This window comes from Hoyosella levis (genome assembly GCF_026008515.1).
Taxonomy (GTDB): domain Bacteria; phylum Actinomycetota; class Actinomycetes; order Mycobacteriales; family Mycobacteriaceae; genus Lolliginicoccus; species Lolliginicoccus levis.
Window position 1 is genome coordinate 54308 of record NZ_BQYM01000004.1, and the last position, 16388, is coordinate 70695.

General features: G+C 67.9%; 14 protein-coding genes. 7 read left to right on the forward strand and 7 right to left on the reverse strand.

Annotated features, from left to right (window positions below; all coding sequences use genetic code 11):
* The first annotated feature begins 41 nt into the window (after positions 1–41).
* The gene (locus QC765_RS05570; RefSeq protein ID WP_278313447.1) at positions 42–2333 is read left to right on the forward strand and encodes a molybdopterin-dependent oxidoreductase; all 2292 of its coding nucleotides are present in this window, start codon (positions 42–44) and stop codon (positions 2331–2333) included.
* A gap of 87 nt (positions 2334–2420) precedes the next feature.
* Here the strand turns inward: QC765_RS05570 and QC765_RS05575 are convergent, their stop codons facing one another.
* The 3 genes from QC765_RS05575 to QC765_RS05585 all read right to left on the reverse strand — a co-directional run bounded on the left by QC765_RS05575 (position 2421) and on the right by QC765_RS05585 (position 5385).
* Positions 2421–3086, reverse strand: a complete 666-nt coding sequence (locus QC765_RS05575; protein ID WP_278313448.1) for a YcnI family copper-binding membrane protein — start codon at positions 3084–3086, stop codon at positions 2421–2423.
* Positions 3083–4735: a copper resistance CopC/CopD family protein gene (locus tag QC765_RS05580; protein WP_278313449.1), complete on the reverse strand. Its 1653-nt coding sequence runs from the start codon at positions 4733–4735 to the stop codon at positions 3083–3085. Before QC765_RS05580 ends, QC765_RS05575 begins: the two co-directional genes overlap by 4 nt.
* A 101-nt stretch (positions 4736–4836) precedes the next feature.
* Complete coding sequence (locus tag QC765_RS05585) at positions 4837–5385, reverse strand: sigma-70 family RNA polymerase sigma factor (protein ID WP_278313450.1); 549 nt, start codon at positions 5383–5385, stop codon at positions 4837–4839.
* Between the two features lie 75 nt (positions 5386–5460).
* On the opposite strand from QC765_RS05585, the gene QC765_RS05590 reads away from it, so the two are divergent.
* Genes QC765_RS05590 through QC765_RS05600 form a run of 3 tightly spaced genes read left to right on the forward strand, consistent with a single transcriptional unit; the run spans position 5461 to position 7705 of the window.
* Entirely contained in the window at positions 5461–6150 is a 690-nt protein-coding gene (locus QC765_RS05590; protein ID WP_278313451.1) for a zf-HC2 domain-containing protein, read from the forward strand.
* A 23-nt stretch (positions 6151–6173) separates the two neighbouring features.
* Entirely contained in the window at positions 6174–7280 is a 1107-nt protein-coding gene (locus QC765_RS05595) for an alcohol dehydrogenase catalytic domain-containing protein (protein WP_278313452.1), read from the forward strand.
* On the forward strand, positions 7277–7705 hold the full coding sequence (locus tag QC765_RS05600; RefSeq protein WP_278313453.1) for an acyl-CoA thioesterase: 429 nt from the start codon (positions 7277–7279) through the stop codon (positions 7703–7705). The genes QC765_RS05595 and QC765_RS05600 overlap by 4 nt, the downstream gene beginning before the upstream one ends.
* A gap of 119 nt (positions 7706–7824) precedes the next feature.
* Here QC765_RS05600 and QC765_RS05605 read toward each other — a convergent pair whose 3' ends face one another.
* Both QC765_RS05605 and QC765_RS16470 read right to left on the reverse strand, forming a co-directional pair.
* Complete coding sequence (locus QC765_RS05605; protein ID WP_278313454.1) at positions 7825–8793, reverse strand: hypothetical protein; 969 nt, start codon at positions 8791–8793, stop codon at positions 7825–7827.
* A gap of 209 nt (positions 8794–9002) precedes the next feature.
* Entirely contained in the window at positions 9003–9629 is a 627-nt protein-coding gene (locus QC765_RS16470; RefSeq protein WP_373876691.1) for a GIY-YIG nuclease family protein, read from the reverse strand.
* A 183-nt stretch (positions 9630–9812) separates the two neighbouring features.
* Here QC765_RS16470 and QC765_RS05610 point away from each other — a divergent pair, with 183 nt between their 5' ends.
* Positions 9813–10649, forward strand: a complete 837-nt coding sequence (locus QC765_RS05610) for an alpha/beta fold hydrolase (RefSeq protein ID WP_278313455.1) — start codon at positions 9813–9815, stop codon at positions 10647–10649.
* Positions 10650–10654: 5 nt separating this feature from the next.
* On the opposite strand, the gene QC765_RS05615 is transcribed toward QC765_RS05610, so the two are convergent.
* Positions 10655–12577, reverse strand: a complete 1923-nt coding sequence (locus tag QC765_RS05615) for an aconitate hydratase (protein ID WP_373876692.1) — start codon at positions 12575–12577, stop codon at positions 10655–10657.
* A 523-nt stretch (positions 12578–13100) separates the two neighbouring features.
* The gene (locus tag QC765_RS05620) at positions 13101–13373 is read right to left on the reverse strand and encodes a hypothetical protein (protein WP_278313457.1); all 273 of its coding nucleotides are present in this window, start codon (positions 13371–13373) and stop codon (positions 13101–13103) included.
* Between the two features lie 362 nt (positions 13374–13735).
* Here QC765_RS05620 and QC765_RS05625 point away from each other — a divergent pair, with 362 nt between their 5' ends.
* Both QC765_RS05625 and QC765_RS05630 read left to right on the forward strand, forming a co-directional pair.
* The gene (locus tag QC765_RS05625) at positions 13736–15406 is read left to right on the forward strand and encodes an FAD-binding dehydrogenase (RefSeq protein ID WP_278313458.1); all 1671 of its coding nucleotides are present in this window, start codon (positions 13736–13738) and stop codon (positions 15404–15406) included.
* Positions 15403–16209, forward strand: coding sequence for an SDR family oxidoreductase (locus QC765_RS05630; protein ID WP_278313459.1), 807 nt, complete (start codon positions 15403–15405; stop codon positions 16207–16209). The genes QC765_RS05625 and QC765_RS05630 overlap by 4 nt, the downstream gene beginning before the upstream one ends.
* Positions 16210–16388 lie beyond the last annotated feature (179 nt).

A 16388-nucleotide genomic window follows, 5' to 3' on the forward strand; every position in this document is an offset into this window, starting at 1 on the left:
TAGTATCCAGAAGGGGCAGCGCGAACACCAGGGAGCAGTCAATGGCATCACCCACCGAGGCATCACCCACCAAGGCATCACCGACCAAGCACGAGCAGTGGCACAAGACCGCGTGCATCCTCTGCGAGAACAACTGCGGCATCACGGTGGCCCTCGATGGGCGCAGGCTCGCCAAGATCCGCGGCGACAAGGAGCATGTCGCCTCCGCGGGCTACACCTGCAACAAGGCCCTTCGCCTCGATCACTACCAGAACGGCGGCACCCGCCTCACGAGCCCCCTGCGCCGGGAAGCGGATGGATCGTTCACCGAGATCAGCTGGGACACCGCCATTCGCGAGATCGCCACCCGCCTCACGGCGATCCGGGATGAGCACAGCGGCAAGTCCATCTTCTACTACGGCGGCGGGGGCCAGGGCAATCACCTCGGCGGTGCCTACAGCGGGGCATTGCTGCGACTGCTCGGCGCGCGCTACCGCTCCACCGCCCTCGCGCAGGAGAAGACCGGCGAGGGATTCGTCGACGCGCACCTCACCGGCAGCCACACCACCGGCGAGTTCGAGCACGCCGAGGTGTCGCTATTCATCGGCAAGAACCCCTGGCAATCGCACGGCGTCCCCCGTGCCCGCACCGTGCTGCAGCAGATCGCCAAGGATCCCGCCCGCTCCATGATCGTGCTTGATCCCGTCCGCACCGAGACCGCCGACCTCGCCGACCATCACCTGCAGGTCCGCCCCGGCACCGATGCCTGGTGCCTGTCCGCGATCCTCGGCGTGCTCGTGCAGGAGGATCTCGTCGACCACCAGTTCCTTGCCGATCACACCAACGATGCCGAGCCCGTCCTCGCGGCACTGCGCGACATCGACGTTCCCGCTAGCGCCGCGTCGTGCGGCATCCCCGAGACGACCATCCGCGACGTGGCCCGGCTGATCGCGGGCGCCTCGAGCGTCGCCACCTACGAGGACCTCGGCGTGCAGCAGGGACCCAACAGCACGCTCATCTCCTACTTGAACAAGCTGACCTGGCTGCTGACGGGCAACTTTGGCAAGCCAGGCGCGATGCAGCCCCACTCCTGGATGGCTCCGCTGGCCAACTACAGCCTCACCGAGCGGCTCACGCCCGTCACTGGGGCGCGCATCCTCGGCGGCATGGTGCCGTGCAACGTCATCGCCGAGGAGATCCTCACCGACCATCCCGACCGCTTCCGCGCCATGATCATCGAATCGAGCAACCCCGCGCACTCCCTCGCGGACTCGAAGCGCTTCCGCGAGGCCATGGAAGCCCTCGAGCTCTCGGTCGTCATCGATATCGCGCTCACCGAGACGGGCCGCCACGCCGACTACGTGCTCCCCGCTGCCAGCCAGTTCGAGAAGTGGGAAGCCACCTTCTTCACCCTCGAGTTCCCCCGCAACACCTTCCAGTTGCGCGCGCCGCTGCTCGAGCCACTCCCCGGCACATTGCCCGAGCCCGAGATCTACGCCCGCCTCATCCGCGAGATCGGCGGTGTCTCCTCGAAGCAGCTAGCGGTGCTGCGGACGGCTGCCAAGCTCGGGCGCACCGCCTACAAGGTGGCGTTCGCGGCATTGATCGCGACGGACAAGAAGACCATTGGCATCGCCCCGTACCTGCTCTACGAGACGCTCGGCCCCACCCTGCCCGAGGGCGCCCGGGCCACCTCGGTGCTGTGGGCGCTCGCGCTGCGCATCGAGAAGCTCCACGGCAAGGCCATGCACCGCGCCGGGCATGCGAGCGCCAACGCCCTGTTCGACGCGATCCTCGCCAGCCGCTCCGGCGTCACCTTCACCCTCGATGAGCACGGTGACGCGTGGAACTACCTGCCGCACAAGGACCGCCGGATCCCGCTCGCCATCCCCGAGCTGCTCGACCACCTCGCGGGCCTCAGCACCACCCGCGCGGGCCACGCCTCGGACGAGTTCCCGATCATCCTCTCGGTGGGCGAGCGCCGATCCTTCACCGCGAACACGATCTTCCGCGACCCCACCTGGCGCCGCCGCGATACGCAGGGCTCGCTCCGCGTCAGCGCCGAGGATGCCGAGCGCATCGGGCTGGAGAACGGTGGGCACGCGCGCATCACCACGGCGCGGGGCAGCGCGCTCGCTTCGGTCGAGGTGAACGAGCGGATGCAGAGCGGGCATGCCTCCCTGCCCAACGGGTTCGGCCTCGATATCCCTGGCAACGATGGCGCGACGGAACGCGTGGGCGTCGCGCCCAATGACCTCACCGATCTGAAGTGGCGCGACTCCATCGCGGGCACGCCGTGGCACAAGCACGTGCCCGCGCGGATCGAGGCAGTAGCCTCGCCCGTTCCTGCGTAGCTCGCCCGGTGCCTCCTCGCTAGTGGAAACTTGTCACCCGCCAAGCGGGAAAAGTTTCCACTAGCCGGCCGGGCTGGTAGCGCTCCCCTACCGCCGCCCTGTCCGCACCACGGCGAACCCGGCGGTACCGAGCGCGAGGATCGCGACGACGAGCGCACTGATGGGCAGCACATTGCTCTCGTCCGCGGCCCCGGCTGCGGTGGTGTCGACGTCCGAGTCGCTGCTGCCGGGGTCCATCGAGACGGTCACGTAGGGGGCGGGCGAATCGAGGTCGCCCCACTGGTCCACGCTCTCGGGGATCTCGATCCAGCGGTTGGCGCCGTCCTCGCATTCCTGGATGACGGGCAGCCACAGCACGTCGGGCGCGTTGTCGGCGAGGGTGAGGCTGAGGCCAAACTCCTGGAACTGCTCATCAGGCAGGCTGTTCCCGCTGAAGACGATCTCGGATACGCGGTCAGTGATGGGGCCGTGCGCGCCCTCGATGGGCTCGGCGAGATCCTCGCGAATGACCTCGGCGTCCCATCCGGCGATCTGCTCGGCGCCGGCGTTCTCGACGCCTTCGGGGATCTGGACGCGCACAGCGGTGGTGGGCGATCCCTCGCAGCCGTGGCCGACGCGCAGCGCGGTCCGGAAGTAGCGCGAGGTTGCCTCATCGGGATTGGCGGTGACGTGGGCGAGTGCCGGGGTGGCGAGCATCGGGGTGAGGATGAGGCCGGCGAGCGCGGCGGCAACCTTGCGGGTGGTGCTGGTCATGGTGTCCTTTCGTGGATGCGGGCGGTGGTGGTGGCGGTCAGCAGCTCGAAGTCGCTGACGAGGACGCGCACCTCGATCTCCCAGTCGCCCGGGATCGCGAGGTCGCTGCCGTCGTAGTGGAACTCGGCAGTGCCTGCAGCGTGCTCGGTGGCGGGCCGCTCGATGTTCTCGATGCCCGATGCGGGATGGCTGAAGCGCAGGGTCACCGCGTCCAGCCCGGTCACCGGCTCGCCCTGGTCGTCGCGGAGCAGGAGCTCGATCCTGTTGCTCCCCACGACGGCAGGGGTGACGGAAATGGTGGCGTCGAGGCTGTCGCTGAGCTCGAGCGTCGCGGTGTACGGGCCAGCCGTGGGCCGCGGCGGTGAGGTAGCCACCAGCGCAGCGGTGAGGGCGAGCACGATCAGCAGGCCGAGTGCTTCGATCCGCAGGGTGCGAGCGAGTATGCGCGGTGCATCGCTGGAGCGCTGCTGGATGCGTGGGAGCAGGCGCCACCGGTTGTAGGCGGCCACCGCGATGACGAGGAGGACAACGGCGATCTTGGCGAGGAGGATCCAGCCGTACCGGGTATCGAGGCTGCTCCAGTCGCGGATCTCGGCCCAGGCCATCGCGGTGCCGGACAGCGCGAGCAGCGCCACCAGGATCGCGGCGATCGTGGAGAACCGGGCGACCGCGCGTGCCATGGCCTCGGCCGGCGGGTGGCCGCGGAAAAGGACGAGCAGTCCGATAAGGCCTCCGAGCCACACCGCGGCGGCAGCGACATGCACGAGATCCGAGGCTAGGACCAGGCTCCGCGGCTCGGCCGTCACGGAATGCCCGGCAACCACAAAAGCGGCAGTCGCGAGCGCGGCCCCGAGGACCGGGAGCATTCCGCGGGCCAGGCGGGCCAGCTGGGCCACGGCGAGGATGAGCGCGAGCCCGACGAGGCCGAGCAGGGCAGATGCGCCGAACGAGGAGCCGAGCACCGTGGACAGCGCGTTCCCGCTCAGCCCCGGGCCCGCGACGATGATCGCGTTCACCGGCAGCGACACGAGGATGGCGAGCAGCGCGGTCACCGCGGCGATCCGGGTCACGCGCACGAGCTCCCGGGACAGGTATTGCTGGTCGCGGGGCAGGATGAATCGTCCCAGCACAACGAGGCCCGCCGCGGCAAGGGCGCCGACGTAGATGATCCAGCGGAGGGCCAGCGCGAGACCGTCCCACAAGCTGCTGGCTTCATCCGCGAGATCAGCATCAAGCACCGCGGAGGTGTCAGCCGGGTCGCCGAGGGTGAAGGTGAACGATCCGCGGATCGGGTGGGAGTCGCCGGAGATGACGCGCCAGGCCACCGTGTACACGCCATCGGGCAGGCTGGGGCGCAGGGTCGCGCGTGCATGGTCGCGGCCGGGTTCCTGGCGGATCTCGCCGGTATCGACGCGCTCGGCATCGCGGTCGAGCACGCGGATCGAATCCTCGACCAGCGTGACGGGCTCGCTGAAGCGCAGGACCACCGCGCCCGGCTGCCGATCGACCTGGCTGCCGTCGCTCGGCGTTGTCTCGACAAGCGATGCGTGCGCGGAAGCCTCGGGCGGTGCAACGAGGAACGCGGGAGCAAGGATCGCGCCGATCAGCACGAGCACAAGCAACCACGAACGTGCCCGCGTGCTGCTCACCGCAGTCCCCACCACGCTCCCCCTCGTCCTGATGCGACCCAGCCTTTCCCCGTTAGTCGCAGCACGAGCCGCAATAGTTCCCGGAGATTGCCGCGCGCCCATCAGGCGTTCTTGCGTGAGGCTCCCGTTGATCGCTGCCCGGGCGCGTTGCTCATCGCGATGAGTTCGCTGCGGGCGCGCGCCACGCGGGACCGAATGGTGCCGACGGCGCACTCGCACACCGTGGCGGCCTCCTCATAGCTCATGCCAAAGACCTGGGTGAGCACGAATGCCTCGCGACGGTCCGGATCGAGCGCGGCGATGAGCACGGTCATCGCGATATGCCCGGCCGGGTCGCTCGCCAACCGCGGGGAGCTCTCGGTGCCGGTCTCGTGCCCGCGTCGACGGATGCGTCGTCGCAGCTCGTCATGGCAGGCGTGCCGGGCGATCGACAGCAGCCAGGTGAGCACGGTCGAGGCACCCCGGAACCGAGGCAGCGCGCGCATCATCCGCAGATAGGTGTCCTGCACGAGATCATCGGCGGAAGCCGTATCGACGAGGTGCGCGCAGAACCGCCACGCATCAGCCTGGGTGGCGCGGACCAGGTCATCGAGCGCTTTCGCGTCCCCATCGCGGGCAGCGAGCGCAAGGGGCAGCAGCGGATCGTGCACGCCGTCACGCTACCGGACGGTGCGCGCCATTGATCCTGCGGGAACTCATCGCGATGCCGGAGCGACTAATGGGACATGGTGGAGATTGACTGCTCCGAGGTGCGGGAGTCGCTGTCGGCCTTGCTCGACCGGGAGCACGCGCCCCTCGCATCCGATGTGGTGGAGACGCACCTTGCTGGGTGCGCGGAATGCCGGGCATGGCACAGCGCGGCGACGGACTTGCGCCGGCACAGTCGGCTCATGCCCATGCCGGTCGTGCCGGACAGGTCCGCGAGCCTCGTCGATGCTCTCCGTTCCGCTCCCCGCCACCAGCGACTGTGGGCATGGTGGCCACGCATCGCCCTGATAATCCTCGCCCTGCTGCAAATCGCCATTGTCATTGCCGCGATGTCGCACCATCACGGGCACGCCTCCCACGAGGTGACCGTGCTCAAGGTCGCGCTCGCGGCAGGCTTCCTCGCGGCGGCGATCCAGCCGTCCCGTGCCCGCGGCATGGTGACCCTGATGGGGGTGGCATCTCTCGGGCTGCTGGCATCCGCAGCGATCGGAGTAGCCGGTTCTACCACGACGCTCACCGGCGAGCTAGGCCACCTCACCGTGATCGTCGGCTGGGCCATGCTGATGGTGCTCGCGAGCCGCCAACCCCACGATGGGCCGATCCGGCCGCGCACCGCCCGCACGCCCCTGAGCTCGGCCACTACCCAGGCAGCGAACTGGACCGACCGGGCATCCGGCGCATCGCGCGAGTCAGCACGCGCCGCGTAGCGCGCGCGCCGTAGGGTTGGGGAATGAGGATCAGAGGTGCCGTGCTCGAGACGATCGGTGCGCCGCTCCCCTATGCGGACAGCACACCGATCACCGTCAGCGAACTCGATCTCGACCCGCCCGGCGAGGGAGAGATCCTCGTCGAGATCGAGGCAGCGAGCCTGTGCCACTCGGACCTCTCCGTCGTCAATGGCAGCCGCGTTCGGCCCGTGCCCATGCTGCTCGGCCACGAATCCGCCGGACGTATCCGTGAGCTCGGCCCCGGCGTCGATAACCTCGCCGTGGGCCAGCGGGTCATCATGACGTTCCTCCCCCGCTGCGGTTCCTGTCCCGGCTGCGCCACCGACGGCAAGCTCCCCTGCCAGCCCGGCACCGTCGCGAACAACGCGGGCACGCTGCTCGGCAACGCGATGCGGCTCCACCGTGACGGCGCGCCGGTCCACCACCATCTCGGCGTATCCGGGTTCGCCACCCACGCCGTGGTCAACCATCGCTCCGTCGTGCCCATCGATGACGACGTACCACCCGAGATCGCCGCGCTGCTCGGCTGCGCCGTCCTCACCGGCGGTGGTGCCGTCATCAACGCGGGCCGCCCCGGGCCCGGCGACACCGTCCTTGTCGTCGGCCTCGGAGGCGTCGGGCTCGCCGCCGTGCTCACCGCTGTCGCGCTCGGCCACCACGTCATCGGGGTCGATGCCCTCTCCGGCAAGCTCGACATTGCCCGCCAGCTCGGCGCCGAGGCCGCCTACACCCCGGACGACGCGATCGCGGAAGGAGTGCGAGCGCCCGTCGTGATCGAGGCCGCGGGACATCCACGGGCATTCGAGACAGCCATCGCCCTCACCGCCGCGGGGGGAACCACCGTCACGGTCGGCCTGCCCTCCCCCGACGCGCGATCCCAGATCACCCCGCTGCAGCTCACCGCGGAAGCACGCACCATCATCGGCAGCTACCTCGGCTCCGCCGTCCCCGCCCGCGACATCCCCCGCTACGTCGACATGTGGCGGGAAGGACGGCTACCGCTCGAGAAGCTCATCTCCGGCACGCTCCCCCTCGACCGCATCAACGATGCCATGGACCAGCTCCACACCGGCCAAGCGCTCCGACAGATCATCAAGGTTGCCTCGTGAACACTGACACCTACCCAGTGCTGTGGCCCGTCGAGACGCGCTGGGCCGACAACGACCACTACGGGCACGTCAACAACGTCACCTACTACGCCTACTTCGATACCGCCGTCAACGCCTGGCTGATGCGCGAGACTGGCTGCGACATCCGCACGATCGGCGCCATCGGCATCGTCGCCGAGACCTCCTGCACCTACGTGCGCGAGCTCTCCTTCCCCGACTCGCTGCGCGTCGGGCTCTCCGTCAGCAGGCTCGGCAATCGCAGCATCACCTACGCGCTCGCCATCTTCCGCGCCGACGGCGACAATCTCGAGCTTGCCGCCACCGGTCGATTCGTCCACGTCTACATCGACGCCGTGACCCGCGCGCCCGTCCCCATCCCGGACGTGGTGCGTGCCGCGGCCAAGAAGCTCGTAGTGACGGCCTGAGACGCCTGGGCCCACTGGCCTGGACCGCCGGATCGTGAAGATCCAGCCACGAGGGAGGTGGCTAGACCTTCACGATCGCGCACGTTTGCGGGACCCGGATCGGCCAGGCCCACCTTCGATCAGTCGAGGTCCAGGCTGACGGCAGTATCCAGGGCCACAGTGTTGAGCAAGGTAAGGCCCGCGGCGCTCGCCCGCACCTCGATATAGCCGGTCGACTGGGACGTCACGGGAATGGCGAGGCCAGTGACGTTGCAGGTCGCCGTCGTGCCGAGCGAGATGATGCCCGTCAATCCCGGCGTCGCGGTGCAGGTAGCGCCCGGAACAGCCGTCGGCGTTCCGCCCGGAGTCGACGCCAAGTACAACTGCGCCTCCACCGTGACCGTGGTGCCCACGAGCGAAATCGCAGCAGTCGTCACGAACTGGCCGGTGATCCCGGTCAGCGTCGCATCAGCCGGGAAGACCTGCGTCACACGCTGCCGAGCCGGGTCCGCGCTCGTCACGGAGGAATTCAGCTCCAGCAGTTGCCCGGATAGCGGAAGAATCGCAGTGGTCCCGGCCACGCCTCCGATGAGCGTGGTCAGGACTGCCGGTCCACCCGCGAGCAGCATGGTCCCCTCACCGGCGGGGCCTGTCTCGCCAGCAGGTCCCGTGGCACCCGTCTCGCCCGCAGGCCCCGTGGCACCCGTCTCGCCCGCAGGCCCCGTGGCACCCGTCTCGCCTGCCGGACCCGTGGCACCCGTCTCGCCTGCCGGGCCCGTCGGCCCCGCAGGGCCAGTGGGTCCTGCCGGGCCCGTGGGGCCAGTCTCGCCTGCCGGACCCGTCGGCCCCGCAGGGCCAGTGGGTCCTGCCGGACCCGTGGGGCCCTCCTCGCATTGCCCGCCCGTGGAGCCGACGCTTCCCAGCGAGCCCCCGGCCATGCATTCAGCGACGCTGATCGCCTGCACGCTCTTGCTCGCTGCCGGATGAGCCGTCGTGACAGTTGCTCCCGTCGCCTGGCCTGCGGCTATGGGAACGGCAGCCCCAAGGAAGGCATTGCCCGCGACCACGGACGCCGCGACCAGCAGCAAGCCCCGGTTCAAGTACTTCATGTATTGCTCCAGTCTTCGGTATCACGAACGATGGAGCCAGTTGAACGCGAGTGAACACTTCGAGCCTCGGGATCCGAGCGAGAACTGGAGCAAGCACCGCGACTGGCCTACGCAACTAATGCCAGGCCAGGCAGGCCGCGCGGACGATACCTCGAACATCGTGCAGAAGCTGTGACGTGGCCGTTGCGCTCCATACACCGGCTGTAGATTCAGAGTCGGCCTAGCCCTGACGCACCGCGCCCCCCAACTCCGGGATTGGGGAGGATTGGCAGAGCGTTGGCCCTCGCTACCGCTGCGGCGCGGGCTGCTTTTAGTGTCATATAGAAGTGATTGTGGCTGTTCTGGTCCAGGTTAAGGGGAAGGTCTACATGCCGGATCAGGTCAGCCTCGGCGAGCCACGGCTCCGGGCGCTCGAGCCACGACACGAACGCATGTTCCTCCATCCATGAAGACAACACTGACTCACCAGCGACGAACGTGCGTCTGCCGCCCGATCCCACCCGCCGCAGCTCGATGTCGAGTTCATCGGCGAGGAGGCAACCCAATGTCTTCCTCAGCGTTGAACCTTCTGCATTTCCTGCATAGTGGGTTCGGATTCTCGTTCTGAGGTTCTGCCTACTGGGCGGTTTCCCGTTCTGCGGTGGTGCGCTAGGACTTATTCCTGCGTAGAGAAGAGCGAGCGAGCCATTGCGGATGCATTCCGTCGTGTCAATCCCGCCTGGGATCTGGTTGAACCACCAAAGGTAGACGCCTGGGGCTGCAGGCACCGGAGACTGCTTTTGCAGCACGTCCTTTCGACCGTATTTCGCTGGGCGGATCAGATCCTCAGAATGCATGCAGGAATCATGCTATAGACCGGCCTGCCTAGGCCACTGTTCCAAGTGTCCGAGCTTGGCGAAGCGCCCTTGCCCACCTCTAGCCTTCCCTCACCGGCAACCCGGCATGGCCAAATGAGGCTTGGCGACGACGCCGCCCGGGTACGATGCGCCCACAAGCGCGTCGATGAGAGGGAGTGCGGGATGAGTGGATCCAATCACGACGTAGGCGCCCGGATGCACTTCGTCCGCGCCGGGGCGGGACGTCCACTGCTGCTCGTGCACGGACTCGGGTCAAGCGTGCGCAACTGGGACCCGGTGCTATCCACGCTGGCCGGCGAGCGCGACGTCTATGCCGTGGACCTGCCCGGGTTCGGGGACAGCCCGGCATTGTCCGGCGAGGTCACCATCGCGGCCCTCACCGATGCGGTCGAGGGATTCATCGCCAAGCGCGACCTGCACGACGTCGATATCGTGGGCAGCTCGATGGGCGCGCGCATGGTGCTGGAGATGGCGCGGCGCGGATACGCGGGCGCGGTGGTGGCTCTCGACCCTGGTGGTTTCTGGACCGATGGGGAGGTCCGGGTCTTCGGCGCCTCCATCAAGGCGTCGGTAGCCCTGGTTCGCCGCATCCAACCGCTGCTTCCCACGCTGACGCGCAGCAGCGTCGGGCGCACCGCGTTGCTGCTGCAGTTCTCGGCCAAGCCGTGGCGGCTGGAGCCGCGACTGGTTCTCAATGAGCTGCGCGGCTTCGCGGACTCCCCCAGCCTTGACGAGGCGCTGCATTCCCTGGTGCACGGCCCCAAGCAGGAGGGGCCGGCAGCGGGGACGCAGCACGGCGCGGTGACCATCGGGTGGGGGCGCAACGACCGCGTCACGCTTCCCCGGCAGGCGAAGCGGGCGCAAGATCTCTTTCCTGGCGCGGACCTGCACTGGTTCGACGACTGCGGCCACTTCCCGCACTGGGACCAGCCCGAGGAAGCAGCACGGCTGATCCTCGACGCCACCTGGGCTGCCCCGCCCGAAGGCCCGGAAAGCTAGGTTCGTCAGTCGGCGAGCTGCGGGATGATGCCACCGGCGAGGATCGTGTCTATCTGCCGCTGCGACATCCGGTGCCGCACTTCGATCTCTGTGTCCTTCGTCGTGTTGCGCATCGTGAAGCTCGACTTGGTCGCTAGCGACTCCCTGAGGTTGTCGATGTCGAGCTCATCGCCCTCGTCGATGCGGTCATAGTCGGCCGGGTCGCCGAACTCGAGGGGAACGACACCAAAGTTGGCGAGGTTCTGCCAATGGATGCGGGCAAACGACTTCGCGATCACGAGGCGCAGGCCGAGATACCGGGGAGCGATGGCAGCGTGCTCGCGCGAGGACCCCTGGCCGTAGTTCTCGCCGCCGAGGATGATGTGCGGGTCGGTGGCCCGGTCCTTGTATGTCTCGTCGACTCGGGCGAAGCTGAACTCCGCGAGCTTGGGGATGTTCGACCGGTAGGGCAGCGCTCGCGCGCCCGCGGGGGAAATGTCATCGGTCGAGATGTCATCGCCGACCTTGAGCAGTACCGGCGCCTCGAGCCGGTCCGGGAGCGGCTCGAAATCCGGCAAGGAACTGATGTTCGGCCCTCGGACCAGCTCGGTCCTCTCATCGTTGTCGGGCGGTGGAGTGAGCATGGCCCGGTTGACCGCGGATCGCTGCGGCAACTGGATGGCCGGATAGTCGACGTTGTTCTCGCTCGCCCAGTCGCGGGGATCGGTGATCCTGCCCGTCAGCGCTGAGGCCGCCGCGGTCTCCGGGCTGCACAGCCATACGGAATCCTCCTTGGTGCCCGATCGGCCCGGGAAGTTCCGCGGGAACGTGCGCAGCGAGTTGTGGCCGGTGGCGGGCGCTTGACCGATCCCGATGCAGCCCATGCAGCCGGACTGGTGGATCCGGGCGCCGGCCTTGATGAGGTCCGTCGTGGCGCCCATATCGGTGAGGTCGGCGAGGATCTGGCGGGAACTGGGGTTCACGTCGAAGCTGACCGCCGCATCGGTTTGCCGTCCCGCGACCATCGCCGCGGCGATGGCGAAGTCGCGAAGGCCTGGGTTCGCCGAAGAGCCGATCACGACCTGGCTGACCGGTTTCCCGGCGACCTCGCGCACCGGTACGACCTTGTCGGGCGCGGAGGGCATCGCGATCAGGGGCTCGATCGTCGAGAGATCAATGTGCTCGGTGACATCGTAGGTAGCTCCGGGATCCGCCCGCAGCTCCACGAAGTCGTCCTCCCGATCCTCGGCGCGGAGGAACTCGCGCACCGCCTCGTCGGCCGGGAACACGGAAGTGGTGGCGCCGAGCTCGGCGCCCATGTTGGCGATCACATGCCGATCCATCGCGGCGAGGGTCTCGAGGCCCGGTCCGTAGTACTCGATGATCCGCCCGACTCCGCCCTTGACGCTGTGCCTGCGCAGCATCTCCAGGATCACGTCCTTCGCCGAGCACCACGGGGGCAGCTCCCCCGTCAGCTCGACGCCCCAGATTTCCGGCATCCTCAGGTACAGGGGCCGCCCGGCGATGGCGAGGGCTACCTCGAGCCCGCCCACCCCGATGGCGAGCATCCCGAGCGACCCCGCCGCGGGGGTGTGCGAGTCCGAGCCCACCATGGTCTTGCCGGGCTTGCCGAACCGTTGCATGTGGGTGGGGTGGGAGACGCCGTTGCCGGCCTTGGAGTACCAGATCCCGAAGCGCTCGCACGCGCTGCGCAGGAACTCGTGGTCCTCGGCGTTGCGCTCGTCGGCCTGCAGCAGGTTGTGGTCCACATACTGCACGCTGACCTCGGCGTGGGTGCGGTCGAGGCCGAGGGCCTCGAGCTCCTGCATGACCAGTGTCCCGGTCGCGTCCTGGGTCAGTGTCTGGTCCACGCGCAGCGCGATCTCGGCGCCGGGCGTCAGATCACCTGATTCGAGATGGGACGCGATGAGCTTCGTCGCGAGATTCATCAGCACTCCTTGTTCGGATTCGATCTTCCGCCCGGCAGGCGCCACATGTGGCGTGCGCCACATCCGCTCCCCCCAGTGTGGTGCAAGGTCGCGATCAGTTCCACCCTTGCCGTGCGAACGCCGGGATTCGCGACGACGCTCTCCAGATAGGAGACGATCGCGAGGGGCCGTGAGCCGGTCACTCCACCGGCCGTGCGCCTGGAGCGCCACCTCGGCCCGCACGAGGCGGCAATCCGGTTCGGCCCGGGCAGGCGGGAATCATTCCGCCCTTCGGCGCGCCCCTCGAACATGGAAATCTAGCCACGCGTGGTGTGGCGGAATCTTCACGATCACATTCGTGGAATGAACTTTGCGAGGCCTTTTCGAGAACTGCTGGCACAAGCTTGACCGCAGCAGCGGAAGCAAAATCCACGCCGTCCCTCAATGCTGCATTGAGCATGCGGTCAATAACTGCACCAAGAAACCCTGGATCCGCGACCTTTGCATGGTGCGCAGCCGCGGATCCAGGTTCGTCGGTCCTGGCTCAGAAGAGACTGGGCAAAATGCCGATCCCCTGGCCTATCACGTCGGCCGTGCCCGTGATCGCGGTCTCGCCGAGGTCGAAGGCCGGGCCTGCCCAGCCGTATCCATAATAGGGATAGTAGTTGGGCGTGTAGACGCTGAGCAGGGGAAGCAATTCCATGCTGCCGATCGACAATGTGGACGAGAGGTCCTGGGCATTGGCCACGGACGGGGCACCAGAAATTACTATTGCGCTCGCCACAGCAGCGATAGCCGCTCGAGTCGGGTTCTTCATGCCATCTCCTTTGATCCAGCCCCACCCTGAGAAAAAGACTAGTGATGCACATCATATTTGTATGTCCTGTTTTTGCCTTACATAGGAACTGGGGGCTCTCCCGGCCACTCATCGCCCGCGCCGCTGCCCCAGCCCAACCGCTGCCCATTCGGCCGCCACCTCCGTCGCGCAGCCTCGGTCGAGCACCCCCTTCACGCGGCCACCGTCCTTCACACGGCCAGTGGAAACTATTCCCCCGTGGAGCGGGAAAAGTTTCCACTGGGAGCGACGGGCCGACGGAGCCGGACAGCCGAGGCGAGCCAGCTGAGCCGCGACCGCGCGTGGCGGGTGCGCAAACCCAGGGGATGCGGTTTAGTGGTGGGATGGCGTCGCTGCGGTCTCCGGATGTGGTCATTGTTGGTGCTGGGCTAGCTGGGCTGGTAGCCGCCCATGAGCTGGTGCGGGCGGGCAAGCGGGTGACCATCGTCGACCAGGAGAACCGGGGCAACCTGGGCGGGCAGGCATTCTGGTCGCTGGGTGGCTTGTTCCTGGTGGATTCGCCGGAGCAGCGGCGCATGCGCATCAAGGACTCGGTGGAGCTGGCGTGGCAGGACTGGCAGGGCTCGGCGGGCTTCGATCGGCCGGATGAGGATACGTGGGGCGAGCGATGGGCGCGCGCGTACGTGGAGTTCGCCGCGACAACGAAGCGCCAGTACTTGCATGATCTGGGCCTGCGGTTCACGCCCCTTGTGGGGTGGGCGGAGCGAGGCGGGGGTCTTGCTGGCGGGCATGGCAACTCGGTGCCGCGCTTCCATCTGGCGTGGGGCACGGGCCCGGCGGTGATGGGCATCTTCGCGGATCGTGTGCTCGATGCCGAGAAGCGGGGGCTGGTGGAGCTGCGGTTCCGGCATCGGGTCGATGAGCTGATCGTCGAGGAAGGCGCGGTGGTGGGGATTCGCGGTGCGGTGCTCGAGCCCTCGGACGCGGAGCGCGGGGTCGCCTCGTCGCGGACTGTGATCGATGACTTCGAGGTGCGCGCCCCGGCGGTGATCGTCGCGGCGGGCGGGATCGGCCACAATCATGAGCTGATCCGCCGCAACTGGCCCACCGAGCGGCTTGGACCATGCCCGGCGACGATGATCTCGGGCGTTCCCGCGCATGTGGACGGGCGCATGCTGGGCATCACGGAGGCCGCGGGCGGGCGGATCGTCAATCGGGATCGCATGTGGCACTACACCGAGGGCATCAACAACTGGGATCCGATCTGGCCGGATCATGCGATCCGCATCATCCCGGGGCCGTCGTCGATGTGGTTCGATGCGGCGGGCAACCGGCTGGCTGCTCCGAACTTCCCGGGCTTCGATACGAACGCGACCATGAAGGCGATCCTGGCCACGGGCCATGACTACTCGTGGTTCGTGCTGACCCAGACGATCATCGAGAAGGAGTTCGCGCTCTCGGGCTCGGAGCAGAACCCGGATATCACCGGCAAGGACCTGAAGCTGACGCTGTCGAGCCGCATCAGCAAGGGCGCGCCAGGCCCGGTGGAGGCGTTCAAGCAGCATGGGGCTGATTTCGTGGTCGCTGACTCGCTGCCTGAACTGGTGGCGGGGATGAACCGCATCGCGCGCGGCCCCGAGATCGAGCTGGCCCGCCTGGAGAAGCAGATCGTGGCGCGGGATCGCGAGGTTGCCAACAAGTTCTCGAAGGACGCGCAGGTCATGGCGATCCACAATGCGCGCCGGTACCTGGGCGACAAGCTGGCGCGCGCTGTTCCGCCGCATCGCATCCTGGACCCGGAGCATGGCCCATTGATCGCGGTGCGGTTGAACATCCTGACCCGCAAGACGCTCGGCGGGCTGCAGACCAATCTTGATTCGCAAGTGCTGCGTGGTGACGGCACGCCCATGCCGGGCCTGTACGCGGCGGGCGAGATCGCCGGTTTTGGTGGCGGTGGCGTGCACGGCTACAACGCGTTGGAAGGCACGTTCCTCGGTGGCTGCATCTTCTCGGGCCGGGCCGCTGGGCTCGCTCTCGGAAAGGAGCAGGCATGAGCACGACAAAGACGGCCCTCGTCACGGGCGCGTCCTCGGGGATCGGACTGGCCACGGCGGCGGCACTGGTGCAGCGCGGCTACCGGGTGATCGGCACGAGCCGCGATCCGAGCTCGATCCCGGAGTCGCTGCGGCTGCCGGGCGTGGAGTACCTGCGGCTCGATCTCGCCGACGAGGTTTCCCTCGCGGCACTCGCCGGGCAGGCCGGCGCGGTGGATGTGCTGGTCAACAATGCCGGGGAGAGCCAGTCTGGCCCGCTCGAGGAGCTGCCCCGCGAGGCCCTGGAGCGACTGTTCCAGGTGAACGTGATCGGAGCGGTGCGGCTCACCCAGTTGTTGCTGCCAGGGATGCGGGAGCGCCGCTTCGGCCGGGTAGTGATGGTCGGCTCGATGCTGGCGAGCTTCCCGCTGGCGTACCGGTCGTCGTATGTGGCGTCGAAGGCCGCGATCAAGGGGTTCGCGGAGGCGGCCCGGCTCGAGCTCGCCCCGTTCGGCGTGGGCATCACCACCGTGGAGCCTGGCTCGATCAACACGGGCATCAGTGAGCGGCGCACCAAGTATCTCCGCGAGGACTCCCCCTACAGCGAGGGCTTCACGACGGCGATCTCGACGCTCGACGCGAAGGAAGCGACGGGTATTACCGCCGATCAGGTTGCTGCCAGGATCATCGAGGCGATCGAGGCATCGTCGCCCGCGCCCTTCTATGCGGTGGGCTCGAACGCTCCGGTCGTGTTCGTGCTCAAGCGCCTCGCGCCGCGCCGGTTGGTGGAGAAGATCGTGGCACGCAAGTTCGGGCTTGCCTGAGCAGCTCGATCTCCAGCGCGCGATGCGGGAGCAGCCCCGCTGGTTCCCTGCGGCCGCTATGAGCCTCGCCACAGTGCCGGCTTGATCGGCCCGCTCCTCACGCGAGCGTCGGAGCAGCCCACTATTATCGGATGCGTACGACACCTGCGTGGCACCGCTGCGTGCCGTGGTTGATCCGA

Excerpts from the sequence above, each read along its gene's own strand:
- QC765_RS05570 (WP_278313447.1), top strand. The coding sequence starts at position 42 with ATGGCATCACCCACCGAGGCATCACCCACCAAGGCATCACCGACCAAG.
- QC765_RS05575 (WP_278313448.1), bottom strand. The coding sequence starts at position 3,086 with ATGACCAGCACCACCCGCAAGGTTGCCGCCGCGCTCGCCGGCCTCATC.
- QC765_RS05590 (WP_278313451.1), top strand. The coding sequence starts at position 5,461 with ATGGTGGAGATTGACTGCTCCGAGGTGCGGGAGTCGCTGTCGGCCTTG.
- QC765_RS05595 (WP_278313452.1), top strand. The coding sequence starts at position 6,174 with ATGAGGATCAGAGGTGCCGTGCTCGAGACGATCGGTGCGCCGCTCCCC.
- QC765_RS05605 (WP_278313454.1), bottom strand. The coding sequence starts at position 8,793 with ATGAAGTACTTGAACCGGGGCTTGCTGCTGGTCGCGGCGTCCGTGGTC.
- QC765_RS16470 (WP_373876691.1), bottom strand. The coding sequence starts at position 9,629 with ATGCATTCTGAGGATCTGATCCGCCCAGCGAAATACGGTCGAAAGGAC.
- QC765_RS05610 (WP_278313455.1), top strand. The coding sequence starts at position 9,813 with ATGAGTGGATCCAATCACGACGTAGGCGCCCGGATGCACTTCGTCCGC.
- QC765_RS05615 (WP_373876692.1), bottom strand. The coding sequence starts at position 12,577 with ATGAATCTCGCGACGAAGCTCATCGCGTCCCATCTCGAATCAGGTGAT.
- QC765_RS05620 (WP_278313457.1), bottom strand. The coding sequence starts at position 13,373 with ATGAAGAACCCGACTCGAGCGGCTATCGCTGCTGTGGCGAGCGCAATA.
- QC765_RS05625 (WP_278313458.1), top strand. The coding sequence starts at position 13,736 with ATGGCGTCGCTGCGGTCTCCGGATGTGGTCATTGTTGGTGCTGGGCTA.
- QC765_RS05630 (WP_278313459.1), top strand. The coding sequence starts at position 15,403 with ATGAGCACGACAAAGACGGCCCTCGTCACGGGCGCGTCCTCGGGGATC.